The following is a 15,295-nucleotide window of genomic DNA, read 5'->3' as shown; positions in this document are numbered from 1 at the left end:
TCCTCTATTACTTTGGCATCACATAGGTACCATCCTCCAATCGAAGGATATTCAATGGGTTTGCTTCTTTAAGTGCTTCTGGCAATAAGGAATCTGGAAATCCTTGATAACAAATTGGTCTCGTAAATCTTGTTATTGCAGCCGTGCCAACAGAAGTCATCCTGGCATCCGATGTTGCAGGAAAGGGGCCACCGTGTACCATGGAGTGACAAACTTCCACTCCAGTTGGAAATGCATTGATAAGAAGTCGACCTACCTTTCGTTCCAACAATTTCAATAAGTCCGCATAATCTTCCAAATCTTTAGGTGTACCGTGCACTGTTGCTGTAAGGTGCCCATTTAAGTTCCTGGCTATTTGTAGCATTTCGTCTTTATTATTGGATTTAACCAAAAGTGTAGTAGGCCCAAAAACCTCTTCTTCCATTTCCTTATCAGCTATAAAATCGGAAGCAGTGGTAGAAAGTACTTCTGCGATTCCTTGCGCGCCACCTTCTGATTGATTGCCTTTACCAACGGAGGTCACCTTGTTTTTCGATTTTAAGGATTCCAATCCAGAAGCAAAATTATTCTGAATGGCTTCGGTCAGCATAGTTGCAGATTCCGATGCGGTTATTTGCTTTTCAAGCTCTTTTTCAAACTTGTTGGCATGCTCAGAATTTTGAATTATGGTAATCCCAGGATTGGTACAAAATTGTCCCACACCTAGTTGTACAGAACCAGCAAGACCTGTTGCTAAGGTTTCGGAATTTTGTGCGATAACACCAGGCAACATAAATACCGGATTAGAGCTTCCCATTTCTGCATAAACGGGAATCGGTTCATCCCTTCGCGCCGCTTCATCAAAAAGTGCTTTTCCTCCTCGAAAAGAACCTGTGAATCCTATTGCCTTGATCAAAGGATGTCTTACAATAGCTTGACCCACTGCTATTGCCGCACCTTGCACCAAAGAAAACACACCGTTGGGCATATTACAATCTTCTGCTGCCTTGGCGATGGCCTTTCCTACCAATTCGGAAGTTCCAGGGTGTGCAGGATGCGCTTTAACCACCACAGGGCATCCAGCCGCGAGTGCCGAAGCGGTATCTCCTCCTGCTACAGAGAAGGCCAACGGAAAATTACTTGCTCCAAAGACTCCTACAGGTCCAAGAGCAATTTGCATTTGACGGGTGTCTGGTTTTGGAACCGGTGTTCTATCAGGATTTGCACGATCAATTCTGGCATCAACCCAAGAACCTTCTCGCAACAAATTGGCGAACAATCGCAATTGACCCGTGGTTCTTCCCAATTCACCCTTTAATCTACCTTCAGGAAGTCCAGTCTCTAAAGTACATCGTGCTACAAGTGTTGATTCCAATTGGGCAAGTTCCTCGGCAATCGTGTCCAAGAATTCGGCACGTTCCACACCCGATTTTTGTCGGTAAAGTTCAAAAGCAGCTTCAGCCAAAACAACCGCTTTGTCAACTTCAGCTTGTGTAGCCTCAATAAATGCGACTTCCAAAGCTTCTCCAGTTGCCGGATTGTTGGCATAAAAGGTTGTTTTGCCTTCGGCAGATTCTATGTTTCCGAGGATATTTTTCCCACTCAATTGCATAATTGTCCAGATTATAATTAGTGGCTAAAGGTAGTAGGATTCTAATAAAGGAAAAAGGAATTGATAGGGTTAAAATAAAGCATTCAAAAGTTGCAGAAAACAATCATTTAGAGGTTTACACCAAAATGTATTGGTCTTATACCAAAATGTTTAAGTGTCAAAGTAGGCGCACTTCTGAAATTTGCATCAGTTAATCATTAAAAACAGAATCAACATGAAAAAAGTTCTCGGTGTAGTAAGTATTGCAATACTCTTTGTAAGCTGCCAAAAGAATCAAAAAAACGGTGTTGAGGCAAATGCTGAATCAGTACAAAATTCAATAAACATTAAAAAAGAAAATACAATGGAAAATCTAAAATCAGGAAAAAACACAGTGACCTTTAAATCATTTGGAGTTGACTTAGTAGGAGATCTATATCTACCCGAAGGTTTTGATCCAAACAAGAAATACAAGGCAATCGTAGGTGCTAGTCCATTTCCACAAGTTAAAGAGCAAATTCCGGCTACCTATGGCCCAGAAATGGCCAATAGAGGGTTCATCTATTTGGGCTTTGACTACCTTGGTATGGGTGATTCGCCAGCATTACCAGGAGAGTTCAAACAATCTAGATATATGTTTAGGTTAATCGAAAATACGTGGGATGCTGTTTCTTATTTGGGAACCCTTCCTTTTGTTGAGGAAATTTATGGGCTTGGTGTATGTCAAGGTGGTTCCATAATTGCGTCCGCAGCCGTAACTGATCACAGAATCAAGAAAATAGCAACGGTTTCCGGAATGATGGCCGCAGATGCTTTTCAATGGACGGATAAGAACGTTGCAAATCAAACAATTGCAGCAGCAAATGCCTCCATGCAAAAACAATACGAAACCGGCGAACCTGATTATGTTGCTCCATTTGGACTTACCGATGAACAGTCGAGAGAGGAATTTGTAGGTACCGCCGCTGTCCCAGAAATGGCTGGCGAGTCCTATGATTACTATGGACGAGATGGATTTAGAGGGCCAAAAGCTGTCGAAAATTATACCAATATGCATATTGGTGATCAAGCCATGCAATCCCTAATCTCAATCGGAGAAGCTTATGCTGATAAAATAGCACAACCTACTTTAGTAGTTTACGGTAAAAATGCTCCTACGGCAATTTGCTCTACTGCATTTATTGATAAACTTACCAATGAGCATGAAGTAGTGGCGTTAGAGGAATTTAGCCATGTTGATTTCTACTATAAACCAGATGCCGTAAAGGTATCAACGGATGCTGTTGCAGACTTCTTCAATAAATAAGAAAGAAAGGTTTAGAAGAGGTTACGTTGTAACCTCTTCTCCTATTAATTGGTTTAAAACAATACTTTATTCCCATGACAACTCAAGAAATATCCAAATTGGTCAAAAAAAGTTGGGTACATCAGATAAGATGCGGAGCGCATCGCTTTATCGACATTACGATTGTAGAGGTAAAGGGTAGGTACTTTGTGCGTCAATATAAATTTGGGAAACGAAGTTGGTATGATGCTTTTCTTGAAAATCCGGATGGAGCCATAAAATTTGGCGATATCATCATCCCCATTGATGGGGTTGTTCCTACCGACTTGAACACTATTAACCCCTTGGTCAACAAGGCCTATTTTAGAAAGATGAGTATTCTTTACCCATTAATGCGTCTGACTTATGACCGTAAAAAACACGAGGCTTCGACCTTGGAGCTAATTCCGAAGATCTAGTCAAGTGAAAACCCTCAATTTTAGCCAAGTCAACAAGGACAACTACTAAGATTGAAATACAAAAATCATTGCGTTAAGATTTTGAGTGTTTAAATCGCTCAAAAACGTAACTTTAATACGAATTGATTACATGAAGATGCCAAGTTACCAGTTTAAATCCATTACGGACTTTCATAAACATTTCGATATTCCAGCGCCGGAGAATCCACTTTTTAGTATTATCCATACAGCACTGAAAGCTGATGAATTTGCAAATTGTGAAAGCGAAAATTATGACGAGCCGATACAAATTACCAGTAATTTTTACGCCATAAGCTTTAAGAAAATACTTTCGGGAGAATTGGTTTACGGTCGTACAAAATACGATTGCACCAATGGAACACTACTATTTACGGCTCCCAACCAAAGTCTATCATTTAAAGGAATGGTATACAGTTCCGAAAGCTATCATATTGCATTTCATAAAGATTATTTGAACGGAAGTCCTCTTTTTGAAAAAATAAAAAAGTACAACTACTTCAATTACCACGCCAACGAGGCATTACATCTATCTCCTAGGGAAGAAGAACTCATGAAATCCATATTCAACAGCATTAAGATTGAATACCACAACAATCAAGATGAGTTTAGTAAGGAGATTATCCTTTCCCATATGGAAACTCTACTTAAATACGCAGATCGGTTTTACAAGCGTCAATTTTTGAATAGAAAAGACATCAATCAAGAATTGTTTACGCGATTTCGGAATGTTCTCAACGTCTATTTTGAGACCCAACAACTTGAAGTGAGAGGAATTCCAACTGTGGATTGGATGGCGCAACAATTGGGTATTAGTCATCGCTATATGAGCGATACCATAAAAGCGGAAACCGGAAAAACAGCAGTTGATCAAATCAATCTTTACCTAATCGATGAGGCGAAGAACATGTTATTAAATCCTAATAATTCCATTAGCGATACAGCCTATAAATTAGGTTTTGAGTATCCGCAATACTTCTCCCGTTTATTTAAAAAGAAAGTAGGCATGAGTCCTAAGGCCTATATTGAGATGCAATTGAATTAATCCAGACGATTACTACCAAAGAAAACTTCCGGGGCTTTTGATTCATTCTTTATGTAAAATGGAATACAAAATCCGTAAAACGGCATACGTTTGTGTGAAATATCAATTGGAACTTTGTACCAAGTAAATTCAAAATAATAATCATGGCACAAATATCCAATGAACAATTAACTACGATTAAGGGTTTGGCGTATAGCTTGGTAAAAGTGGATCATCCAACCCCTTTTCTTAAAACACCCGCGGATTATAATTTACAGTACGAAGACGTGACTTTTAAATCCATGGATGGAGTTGAATTGAAAGCATGGTATATTCCATTTCAAGATTCCAACAAATTGATTATCTGTAACCATCCTATGACGTTCAATCGCTATGGATTTCCTGGGCATTTGGATCCATGGAATCAATTTCAAGATGTTGAAGTAAATTTTTTAAATATATACAAAGCCTTAAATAAAGCAGGCTATAATGTGTTTACCTATGATTTAAGAAACCACGGGGAAAGTGCTTCTGCAAACGACAATGTCTCTGGGGTAGGTTTGTTGGAATACCAAGATGTTGTTGGTGCAATGCAGTATGTTCAAAATCATGATGGATTAAAACATATGCAAGTTGGTCTATTTAATCCCTGTGCTGGAGGGAATGCCGCAATGGTCGCAAAGACAAAACATCCAGAATATTTTGAGGATGTAAAGGCATTTGTATGCCCGCAACCTGCATCCATGCATATTATGACGCAAATTACGCTCAACAATATGGGTTTAGGTGAGTACATGGAAGTTTTGGATGAGGAACAACTAAAATTGGGAGGATTTAAGAGTAGTGATATGTCTCCTCATCACTATGCGCATAATGTTAAGGTTCCAACGTTTATCATCCAAACAAAGGAAGACGCATGGACTATTCCAGACGATGTACAAAAAACCTATGATAGTCTTGGTGCAGCTAACAAAAAATTATATTGGGTTGAAGGGACCACAAAGCGTTTTGATGGATACAATTACTTTGGTGAAAATCCTGAGCAAATGATTGCCTGGTTCGATACTTATGTAAATTAATAATGGTTAACTTGATGGTACTATAACCTTAATACAATGAATAGAAAGCAAGTAGCAAGTTCATATCTAAATCATTTGGAAAAAGGGGATATTGAGAATTTATTAAGCTTGTTTACAGCAAATGCGCTTGTGGATTCTCCTTTATATGGTATGCTGCCTGCCAGTGAGTTTTACATCAAACTGAATAACGATACAGAGAATTCCGAATTGCATTTAAACGGAATTTTTCAAGATGCCAACTCCAATCAATTAGCGTTGTATTTTACCTACAAATGGTCATTAAAAAACGATATGTTCGTGGAGTTTGATGTAGTTGACATCATTGAGTTTGATGCGAAAAACAAAATAAGCAAACTCAAAATCATATATGATACCGTGGTGGCTAGAAAGCTAAAGGCAAAATTAATGGAATAGAAATCGTTCAAATCTAACCTTCCTATGAAGCATTTTAGCAGTTTATCGGAATACTTAGGGTATCTCAATTTTCCTAGGCCAGAGCATCCTTTATTAAGTGTAGTTCCCATTGATTCCACACTTATGCATGGTTTTAGGGATAGTTCCCCACCTATTACGAATGATTTTTATTCCATTTCCTTAAAGAAACTTGTTTCAGGTAATCTATCCTATGGGCGAACCAAATATGATTTTGCAAATGGAGCTATGGTATTTATGGCTCCACGCCAAATTGCACAATGGGATGATTTTATTGAAATTGAGGACCAAGGCTTTTTTATCACCTTTCATGAAGATTTTATTAGAGGGACAGGCTTATCTGATAAAATCAAGGCCTATGGTTATTTTTCATACACAATTAATGAAGCATTGCACTTATCTCCTAAGGAAGAGAATATAATGCAGTCCATTTTCGATACTATTAAATCTGAGTATCGTAACAACCAAGATGAGTTTAGCAAGGACATCATCATTTCCCAACTTGAAACGTTGCTCAAGTTTGCAGATCGCTTTTACAAACGTCAATTTATAAATCGTCAAGAATCGTCAAGTAAGCTATTAGATAAATTCAATACTGAATTGAGACGTTATTATGAAGACGACCACTTAAACGGGCTCCCCAATCTCAATACCATCGCAGAGCTATTAACGGTTTCACAACGTTATCTAAGTGATACACTAAAAACAGAAACAGGGAAGAGTGGTAAGGAACATATCAATCAGTTCATCCTTGAAAAAGCTAAGGATGAACTACTTGGAAGTTTAAAATCCATCAGTGAAATTGCCTATGAACTAGGGTTTGATTACCCTCAAAACTTTAGCAAAATGTTCAAAAGAGAAACGGGTATGAGTCCAAAATCTTTTCTTAAACAGCAATTAAATTAATCCAAAACAAAATTGAATTCTTATTCCACTTCCACTATCATCTCTATTTCTACAGCTATGTTGGTTGGTAATGATCCCATACCTACGGCAGCACGTGCGTGCTTCCCTTTTTCTCCAAATACTTCGACCATTAAATCCGAAAACCCGTTAACCACCTTTGGATGATCCGTGAACTCTGGATCGGCATTTACCATTCCCAAAACTTTTACAATTCGTTTTACCTTACTTAAATCACCCAATTCGGCTTTCAACACCGCAAGTTGATTAATCCCGGTAAGTCTAGCAGCTTTGTATCCGTCTTCAATGGTAAGGTCTTGACCAATTTTACCTGTGATGTATTCACCATTGGCCTGCTTTGGTCCTTTTCCAGCCAAGAATATTAAATTTCCGGTGCGTACCGCATTAACATAATTGGCTACTGGAGCCGAAGGTTCACTTAGCACGATACCCAATTCCTCCAATTTAGCTTCCGGATTGTAGTTAGGGTCCTTCTGCACTATTGGCGTTTCTTCAGTAGAGACTTCAGCTTTTTCAGGAGCTGTTCCACATCCTGCCAAGAAAAGCATAGCTAGCATCGTACGCAATACGGTCTTCATATCTAAAATTTATTGGTTTGGTATAAATTTAAGCGTTTTCGAGTACTTCCTTCACCCGTTGTGCCACAATTCGCTCTTGACCTGGAACCATCATCCACGTTGTAATACCGATATTGTCCTTGCCGCCTACAGTAGCAATGGACGGGTGACCTTCCTTGAGTTTTTTTCGAGCTTCATCCCCAGTAATTTTGACCACTGTATCATCCCAAGTTATTCGAAGAGATGGTACATGATTTGCATGAGGCGGCACGTGTATTTCCGTTTTAACGCCATTGACCGAGGAGGCACTGTCGCTGATCAATTGTATTTGTCGTTCCCAAAGTTGCCATTCTGCTTTGTGGTCCTTCTGTAAATAGGTTTCCAGCGCAACCAACATTCCCAGTACTTCTTCTTTGTTCACTTTCATACCGCGTCCTATAGTGGTTCCTCTAGGCGGTGTATGCAATCTGGCAGCCTTAATATATTTGCGCTTTCCAAGCAATAAACCGGCACTTTGCGGTCCTCGAATTCCTTTTCCGCCAGAAAAAGCGACTAAATCAAATCCCATTTTGGTAAACTTAAATAAGTTATCCACTGGTGGAACATCCGCAGCGCAATCGATAAAAGTGGGTATTCCATGCTTTTTACCAAGGGCTACAAACTCTTCTCTTTTAATTTCACCTTGTTCCGTATTGGCATTCAAGAACCAGAGCATAGCCGTATTTTTAGTAATGGCTTTTTCTAATTCCTTGGCGGTTTTGACCCAAACCAATTTTGCGCCAACATTGGTCAAAGCTTTAGAATAACCAATATTGTGTGATTCTTGAAGAATCACTTCATTTTTCATACCCGTTGAATCTGGTAATTGGGCCACCTTTTTTTCATCCATTCCTGCCAAGACTCCAGCTGTACCTATTGACATGGCCCCAAATGCCCCAGATGTGACCGTAGCATATTCACATTGCAATAATTCCGCAATTCGCTCTCCAACCTTGTCTTGGAGTTCGTCTAAATTCACATATTCAGTAGCCCCAAACGAAATGGCTTCCAAAACTTCATTAGACATCAAGGAGCCTGTCATTGAGGTATAGGTCCCCGCAGCATTGATAAAGGTGCGTATTCCCAATTCCTTGAAAAAATTACGCGATGCCGGTGTTTCCACGGCCGCATGCATCATTTGTGGGCTTAATAAGCCAGTTCCAACCAAACCACCTACAACAGGTAGACTGGAAAGGGTTTTCAATATTTTTCTTCTCGAAAGTTTATCCTGTGATTTTTTCATTTCATCAAATTTTAATCCACTGCTGCTATACAATCTATCTCCACCAAGGAATCCCCTGGCACTCCGCCATACACGGCCACCGTGGTTCTTACCGGTGGATTATCCCCGAATCGTCCACGATACACTTCATTCATGCCGTGATAATCGTTTAAATCATGCAAATACACATTCACCTTGAGTACCTTATCCATGGAAGAACCGTTTTTAACCAATTCCTTTTCAATTTCCTTAAGAACATGGTCGGTATGTGATTTGATATCGCCTTCAAAATGCGCGCCCTTACCGGCCACATAAAGGGTGTTTCCGTGTTTTACTGCCCCAGAAAACAATGGAACCTTTTTGTCCTGCACTATAGCCCCAACTACTTCTTTTTTAGGGTTGGGAGATTTCCCCATTGCTTTAACGGACCCTGCACCCAAAAGGGCTGCAACTCCCATTCCTAATTTTTTAAATGCTGATCTTCTATCTGTTCTTTCCATTATTATATTGTTTTGTTTGTTGTTCTGATTCTTACCACATTCGTTTTTTCAATAGCTCCCGTACTTGTTCCTTTGGAACAGGCAGCTCATCGATATGACTTCGTAGCCAGTCTGAGAAATCCTTTTCAATTTCCTCGGTCCATTTATTATCGATTTGTCCAGGTGTGTATTTTCCTTCCTTTAATCGCGTTATTGCAAAAAGGTCTCTTAATCTTACTACTTCTGATGTAACAACTACCTTTTCAGCCAGATGTGCTGGAATAAACATGATACCTTCGCGTTTTGCCAAAACGATATCCCCTGGAAGCACAGTGGCAGCTCCAATCCGAATTGGCGAATTGATGCTAAGTAACATCACCTCAGTTAAAAACGATGGATCCCAACCACGTACAAAAGCATTGAATCCTTGTATTTCAGAAAGCCCTTCCATATCCCTGCTAGATGCATTGAACACTACACCATTCTTAGATTTGGCGTAGATGGAATTCCCGAGGTTATCACCAATTAGTGTTCCGTTTACGATTTTACCAAAGGCATCTGCAACATAGACATCGCCTTCAACCAGCATATCTATAGGCCATGAATTGGTGTTTCCAATCCTCCCATCTGATTTGCCCTTGCTTTTAATCTGATCTGACACATCTGGTCGATTGGGCATGTATTGTACGGTCAGTGCTCTTCCAACAATGGGAACATCATCATGCAATGGCTGCCAACCACTTTCAAATTGATTGTGATAACCTTCATTTCGGAGTACACCCCAGGCTTCCTCGATGGTAACTTGTTTCATGCGTTCTAAAACATCATCCGCTACTTTAGGACGACCATCCTCAAAACGTTCTCCTGTCCATTGTGGCGTCAAGAATAGCATTTGCTCCTTGGTCATTGTTTGGGCGAGCCCGATATTCAACAGGAACAAAAACAGTCCTGTAAAAAGAACTCTTCCTCGCCAAATCATCATTGAATATGTTTGTTTTTTCATTTGAATTATGTTTTATCAGTATTTTCCACTTCCTTGTTCGGGTCTCGATCTCGCCACCAGGTTGCTAATGATGAACCAGAAATATTCATCCATGGCCCAAACACAGCTGGTGCAAGGCCAATGGTGGCCACTTTACCCATTTCCAATGCAATACCTGATGCCAATCCGCCATTTTGCATACCCACCTCTAGCGCAATGGTCCTACAATCCTGTTCTTTCATTTTAAGAGCCCTACAAGACCAATAGCCAAGGAAATAACCCGCTATATTATGAATGATAGCCGCTAAAATCAGAAAGAGTCCAATGGTCAAAAGACTGTCCCTACCAGCTGCAGTTATGATAGCAATGATCAACGCGATACCAGCCATGGAAACTATTGGCATAGCCTTATCCAACCATTTTGCTTTACCATGGAAAAAGTAATTGAACAACAAACCTGCTATAATGGGTAAAATCACAATCTTAACGATGCTGAGCATCATTCCTACGAAATCAATCGGTACAAATTGTCCTGCAAAAGACTCCATAAGAAGGGGCGTCATCAAAGGCGCCAAAACCGTGGAGACAGCGGTTAATGTAACCGACAATGCAAGATTCGCTTTTGCCAAATAGGCCATTACATTTGAGGCCAAACCGCTTGGTGAAGAACCAACTAGCACTACTCCGGCTGCAATCTCGGCTGGGAAACCAAATAAGGTAGCAATAGCAAAACCCAAAACAGGCATTATAGTAAACTGACATAGCAATCCTACCAAAACACCCTTTGGCATACGAACTACTCCTGCAAAGTCCTTGATGCTCATTGCCGTACCCATACCGAACATAATCAACTGCAAAAGGGGCACTATCAGTGATTTCAATTGAAAACTGCCAATACTGGTAAAATATGCCGGATAAAACATGGAAACGCTAACGGCAGCAAATACCAACACCGTAAAGGAGAATCCTTTGAATTTTTTATGCCCTCGTATGGCCAAAGCCAATAACAAGAAAAAGAACACTATAGCAGGTCCACTTTGCGCACCATAACCCAAAATGAGCATTACAATAGCTGCTATTAGAAATACCAGAGCGGCAATTAAAAGTAGTTTGTATGGTTTTTTCATTAGTTGGTCAATTGATTTTACGTTAGTTTTTGTTCCAAGGGTTACTTGCAATACCGTTAAGGTCCCAAACTACCTCACCTTCTCGCAAGGTAAGTTCACATTCCAGTTTTTTATCCCCGTTGATCTTTTTTCTTCTGACATCAATAAAGCCAAATTCTCCCATTCTGAGATTCAAGATTGCTACATCTGCCACAGCGCCTTCAGATAAATGTCCCAAATCTTCCCGTTGAATGATTTTGGCGGGTTCCCAAGTGGATGCTGCAATAACTTCGGTCAAAGGCATATTCATATTGAGAAACTTTGACATGACGTTGATTTGACTTTTCATGCCCCCATTCATACTACCTGTATGCAAATCCGTGCTGATTGAGTTGGGTTTTAATCCCTGCTGCATGGCTGGGACCGCTTGTTCAAACAAAAAACTACCTCCACCATGACCTACGTCAAAAATAATCCCGCGTTGTTGGGCTTTAAAAACATAATCCCGAACTTTTCCATTTTCATCAACAATTGGGGTTCTGCCGTTTACATGTGCATAAGCATGGGTAAAAATATCCCCAGGTCTCAATTTTTCCAAAAACAAGGTTTCAATGGGAAGTTCAGGTTCACTGCCGCCAAAATCTATCATTACCGGAATATTGGCCATTTCACCAGCTTCTACAGCACGTTCTGTTGGCGTCCAATTGTATCCACTGTAATGTGCCAGTTTTATCCCTATAACAATATCCGGGAATTGTTTGGCAATCATTGCGGTTAACTTTGGATCCATATCCAAAACATCTTGTTCAATGGCTCCACCTTTCATTCCCAATCCCACAATATTTAGAAAGGCCAACACCCTAGTTTTTGAGCGATCTACCACCTGTTCTTTGAATTTCCTAAAATCCTTCCATCCAGAACTACCAGCATCTGCCACAGTAGTCACACCACTTCTAAAAGTAAATCCATCTGGTGGTAATGCCGCAAAACTATTGTTCAGGTAACCAAATGGAACCGTTCCATGGAAGTTATGGGTATGGATGTCCAACAAGCCTGGCACAACATAAAAACCTTTAGCTTCTATTGTCTTTTTTGCTTGATTAGAAGGTATCCTATTGGAAACTTTAGCGATTTTTCCATCCAAAATGGCCACATCCATTTCTTGGTCTATCCCATTTTTGACATCTATAACATGCCCGTCATTAATCAATAGATCATACTCCTGGGCAATCATTGCATTCACCGTAATCAATGCGAGTAGAATACATCCCAAATTTCTAATATGTGTTCTCATTTTTCAGTAATTGTAGTCCTATTTGCAGGCCATCGACCCCAATTGCAGTATAACCTAAAGGTTATCCCTAATTGATTTTACCTCATCTGTGCTTATGGCACTGGCTTTATTCCCAAAATTCGTGCGGATGTATGTCAGTACCTCAGCAATGTCTTTATCGGATAAAAAACTATGCTGTGGCATAACTCCATTATAGGTTTCCCCATGCACTTGGATACTGCCTTCCATGCCTTCCAGCATAATTTTAATGAGTCGTTCTTTATCACCATTTACCCAATCTGTATTGGCTATTGGTGGAAATCTTCCCGTTGCTCCGCCACCATCATTTTGATGACATGCACTGCAATAGGTATAGTAGGTTTTCTCTCCACCGGATACATTTTCACGCATCAGATTATCCGCTATCCTATCTGGTGTTCTTATGTGGGATAACTCTTTGCGAAGTTCCATTTGCGCCAATTGCTCCGACCCAAAATTTTCTCTATCCCCTGTAAACGTGATTTTCCAAATTTTGCCTTTTACAGAATCTGAAACATACATCCCGCCATCCGGACCAAATGCAATACCCATAGGACGATAAACCGCGTCATTGACACTTTCCAAAGGGTCAACCCCTGCAAAACCATCAATAAAAACCTCATACCCACCGGAGGGCTTTCCATTTTCAAAGGGAACGAAGCCTACAAAATATCCTGATTGGGGATAAGGAGCTCTATTGGTTGAACCATGAAATGCGATGAAGGCCCCATTTTTATAGCGTTCTGGAAAGGTATCCCCTTGATAAAACACCAAATCATTAGGTGCCCAATGACCCGGGAACCCAATAATAGGATCATCATATTGATCGCAACGCCCTATTATTAGTCCATCACCACCATACTCTGGCGCCAAAACTTTCTTTTCTTGAATTTGGTCATAGTAACAATAAGGCCATCCAAAATCCGAACCTTCTGTAACTCTTATGAATTCTTCCGAAGGCAATAATGCACTTTGCCACGGGTCGTATTTATCCGGGAAAAGTCGCAATAAATCATCCCGACCATGAACCACCACATAAAGATTCTTATCGGCAGGATTCCAATCCATGGCTACAACACTGCGAATTCCAGAAGCATACTTAACACCGTCCTTTTGGGTCTGGTTCAATTTATTGGCATCAAATCGCCAAATACCTGCATGATCTTCCAACTGTGGACAGGGATCCAACCCTGGTGCACCAGGTGTTCTCTTTGGGCTTTGACATGCATTTGAAGGTGCTCCAAATGGAATATACATATGGCCTTCATCATCAAAAGCCAAAGGTTTACCAATATGTTCATGCTTACCATGTGGATGGTCATCTGTAAAGACGATTTCCATATCGCCTTCGGGAACCAAAGTACCAGGCTTTAACTTATAGCGATAAACAACCAATTCTGAACTAAAATAGAGGTACCCATTGTACACATGCATTCCTGTGGCATAACTCCATTTTTGACTTGTGCGATAGGACCCAAAACTTTCTATAGTATTGGCTTCTCCATCACCGTCTGTATCCTCAAATACGGTAATTGAACCTTTTGCACTGGAATTTCGGAGTTTGGCATAAAGAAAACCATCCTCTGTAACGGCCATATGCCGAACCTTCCCTTCCGTGCTGTCGACAACCGTAACGACTTCAAATCCATCAGGCACAAACAAGCCAGCATTCTTGGGTCCATTTTCTTTTTTTGTGCATTGAACAAGAAGGATTGGTGTAGCAAGAAGAACCAAAAGTAATTTGATACAAATGGTGTGTTTTTTGGTTGATGGTTGATTGTTCATAAGGTGTTGCTCAAGGTCAGTTATAATACTATTAATATGACATCAAAGGATACGAAATGACATCATATTGAAGCATTATAATCTATAAGACCATGGATACTCCCTTTAAAACTACTTTCTTAACTTACTTAAAACAAAAGATTTAGACCAAACTACAATCAAAACAAGGCGTTCAACACGTTTTCAACCATGACCGTCAAATTATGGGTTATTCCCTGTTAAAAAATGAAGATAAGTCGACTGAATCAACTGTTGTTTTCCTAGAAAAACCAAAAGACGAACAACTACTCAAACACTAATTCCCCAAAATACTCGGGCCTATGAAAATCTGGTTTTTTGGTTTGAATTGGATTCCAACTCAAATAGTGCTTTTTGGAGGTGCCATCTGCACATTTGTAAAAATTAGCGCGAGATTTTAAGCCTTTCAATTGAATATCCGGGTTTTGGGTCAAAGTTTCTGCTGGTATAACAATTGTAATCTCCCAGGAATGTCCTCCGTCCTTCTCACTAAAAGGCTGAGTACCCAAGGAAGAAGCACGTTTCAAAGTGTTTTGAATCACATCATCAGAAGCATATTGCCTTGGCCTTCGTCCCGGCCCATGCGCAAGTAGCGTTGTTCCAATACAATTGATTTCAAAGTTGTAATAGTTACCATCCGAAAGCGGGTCAAAGAAAAATTCTACGCAACTATCTCGGAAAACAAAACTATTGGGCTCGGTTTTTTCACCAAGGATGTATTCTTCTTCCACTTCGTACTTTAGCCAAATCTGATTATTACTATGGGCAATTTTAAAGCCTACCTTTGGTTGATATGGAAAAGCTTCCCAATTTACTTCATTTAGATAATGTGTTTGAGAATGCTCGTCCAACAACCTTGCAACCGTATCTAAAGTAATGGCACCTTCAAATGCTATTTCCTGTACAATCATTTTTTTAACCTCCTTTGGATTAGTATCATCGCAGGCCCAAAATAACATGAAAAGAACAAAACAAAGAAACGGCTTGATCCGCATTTATGAGGTT

Annotated in this window: 15 protein-coding genes; 6 read left to right on the top strand and 9 right to left on the bottom strand. The window is 40.0% G+C overall.

What is annotated here, in order from left to right; translation table 11 throughout:
* Positions 1 to 7: 7 nt before the first annotated feature.
* Positions 8 to 1,591 (bottom strand): aldehyde dehydrogenase (NADP(+)), encoded by a 1,584-nt coding sequence (locus M3P19_RS13915; protein ID WP_249658299.1) that lies wholly within the window; start codon positions 1,589 to 1,591, stop codon positions 8 to 10.
* A 214-nt stretch (positions 1,592 to 1,805) separates the two neighbouring features.
* Between M3P19_RS13915 and M3P19_RS13910 the strand changes: the two genes are divergently transcribed.
* From M3P19_RS13910 to M3P19_RS13885, 6 genes are all read left to right on the top strand, one after another.
* Complete coding sequence (locus M3P19_RS13910; RefSeq protein ID WP_249658298.1) at positions 1,806 to 2,876, top strand: alpha/beta hydrolase; 1,071 nt, start codon at positions 1,806 to 1,808, stop codon at positions 2,874 to 2,876.
* Between the two features lie 74 nt (positions 2,877 to 2,950).
* Positions 2,951 to 3,313 (top strand): hypothetical protein, encoded by a 363-nt coding sequence (locus M3P19_RS13905; protein ID WP_249658297.1) that lies wholly within the window; start codon positions 2,951 to 2,953, stop codon positions 3,311 to 3,313.
* 130 nt (positions 3,314 to 3,443) lie between these two features.
* The gene (locus tag M3P19_RS13900) at positions 3,444 to 4,376 is read left to right on the top strand and encodes a helix-turn-helix domain-containing protein (protein ID WP_249658296.1); all 933 of its coding nucleotides are present in this window, start codon (positions 3,444 to 3,446) and stop codon (positions 4,374 to 4,376) included.
* A gap of 143 nt (positions 4,377 to 4,519) precedes the next feature.
* Positions 4,520 to 5,434 (top strand): alpha/beta hydrolase family protein, encoded by a 915-nt coding sequence (locus tag M3P19_RS13895; RefSeq protein WP_249658295.1) that lies wholly within the window; start codon positions 4,520 to 4,522, stop codon positions 5,432 to 5,434.
* Between the two features lie 36 nt (positions 5,435 to 5,470).
* Positions 5,471 to 5,848: a nuclear transport factor 2 family protein gene (locus M3P19_RS13890; RefSeq protein ID WP_249658294.1), complete on the top strand. Its 378-nt coding sequence runs from the start codon at positions 5,471 to 5,473 to the stop codon at positions 5,846 to 5,848.
* Between the two features lie 24 nt (positions 5,849 to 5,872).
* Positions 5,873 to 6,772 (top strand): helix-turn-helix domain-containing protein, encoded by a 900-nt coding sequence (locus M3P19_RS13885; protein ID WP_249658293.1) that lies wholly within the window; start codon positions 5,873 to 5,875, stop codon positions 6,770 to 6,772.
* A 20-nt stretch (positions 6,773 to 6,792) separates the two neighbouring features.
* Here the strand turns inward: M3P19_RS13885 and M3P19_RS13880 are convergent, their stop codons facing one another.
* From M3P19_RS13880 to M3P19_RS13845, 8 genes are all read right to left on the bottom strand, one after another.
* Positions 6,793 to 7,368 (bottom strand): RidA family protein, encoded by a 576-nt coding sequence (locus M3P19_RS13880; RefSeq protein WP_249658292.1) that lies wholly within the window; start codon positions 7,366 to 7,368, stop codon positions 6,793 to 6,795.
* Positions 7,369 to 7,396: 28 nt separating this feature from the next.
* Positions 7,397 to 8,629: an aminotransferase class V-fold PLP-dependent enzyme gene (locus M3P19_RS13875; protein WP_249658291.1), complete on the bottom strand. Its 1,233-nt coding sequence runs from the start codon at positions 8,627 to 8,629 to the stop codon at positions 7,397 to 7,399.
* An 11-nt stretch (positions 8,630 to 8,640) separates the two neighbouring features.
* A complete protein-coding gene (locus M3P19_RS13870; protein ID WP_249658290.1) occupies positions 8,641 to 9,108 on the bottom strand; it encodes a RidA family protein in 468 nt (155 codons plus the stop codon).
* Between the two features lie 31 nt (positions 9,109 to 9,139).
* Positions 9,140 to 10,090, bottom strand: a complete 951-nt coding sequence (locus tag M3P19_RS13865) for an RraA family protein (protein WP_249658289.1) — start codon at positions 10,088 to 10,090, stop codon at positions 9,140 to 9,142.
* A gap of 5 nt (positions 10,091 to 10,095) precedes the next feature.
* Positions 10,096 to 11,196 (bottom strand): bile acid:sodium symporter family protein, encoded by a 1,101-nt coding sequence (locus M3P19_RS13860; RefSeq protein WP_249658288.1) that lies wholly within the window; start codon positions 11,194 to 11,196, stop codon positions 10,096 to 10,098.
* A 22-nt stretch (positions 11,197 to 11,218) separates the two neighbouring features.
* Positions 11,219 to 12,469: an amidohydrolase/deacetylase family metallohydrolase gene (locus M3P19_RS13855; RefSeq protein ID WP_249658287.1), complete on the bottom strand. Its 1,251-nt coding sequence runs from the start codon at positions 12,467 to 12,469 to the stop codon at positions 11,219 to 11,221.
* A 54-nt stretch (positions 12,470 to 12,523) separates the two neighbouring features.
* Positions 12,524 to 14,272, bottom strand: coding sequence for a PQQ-dependent sugar dehydrogenase (locus tag M3P19_RS13850; RefSeq protein WP_249658286.1), 1,749 nt, complete (start codon positions 14,270 to 14,272; stop codon positions 12,524 to 12,526).
* 284 nt (positions 14,273 to 14,556) lie between these two features.
* Positions 14,557 to 15,285, bottom strand: coding sequence for a carbohydrate-binding family 9-like protein (locus M3P19_RS13845; RefSeq protein WP_249658285.1), 729 nt, complete (start codon positions 15,283 to 15,285; stop codon positions 14,557 to 14,559).
* Positions 15,286 to 15,295: the final 10 nt, after the last annotated feature.

The sequence above is a fragment of the Flagellimonas spongiicola genome, assembly GCF_023502425.1.
Lineage (GTDB): Bacteria > Bacteroidota > Bacteroidia > Flavobacteriales > Flavobacteriaceae > Flagellimonas > Flagellimonas spongiicola.
Note: the sequence above shows the minus strand (reverse complement) of the source record. Positions and strands in the feature narration are given on the sequence as shown.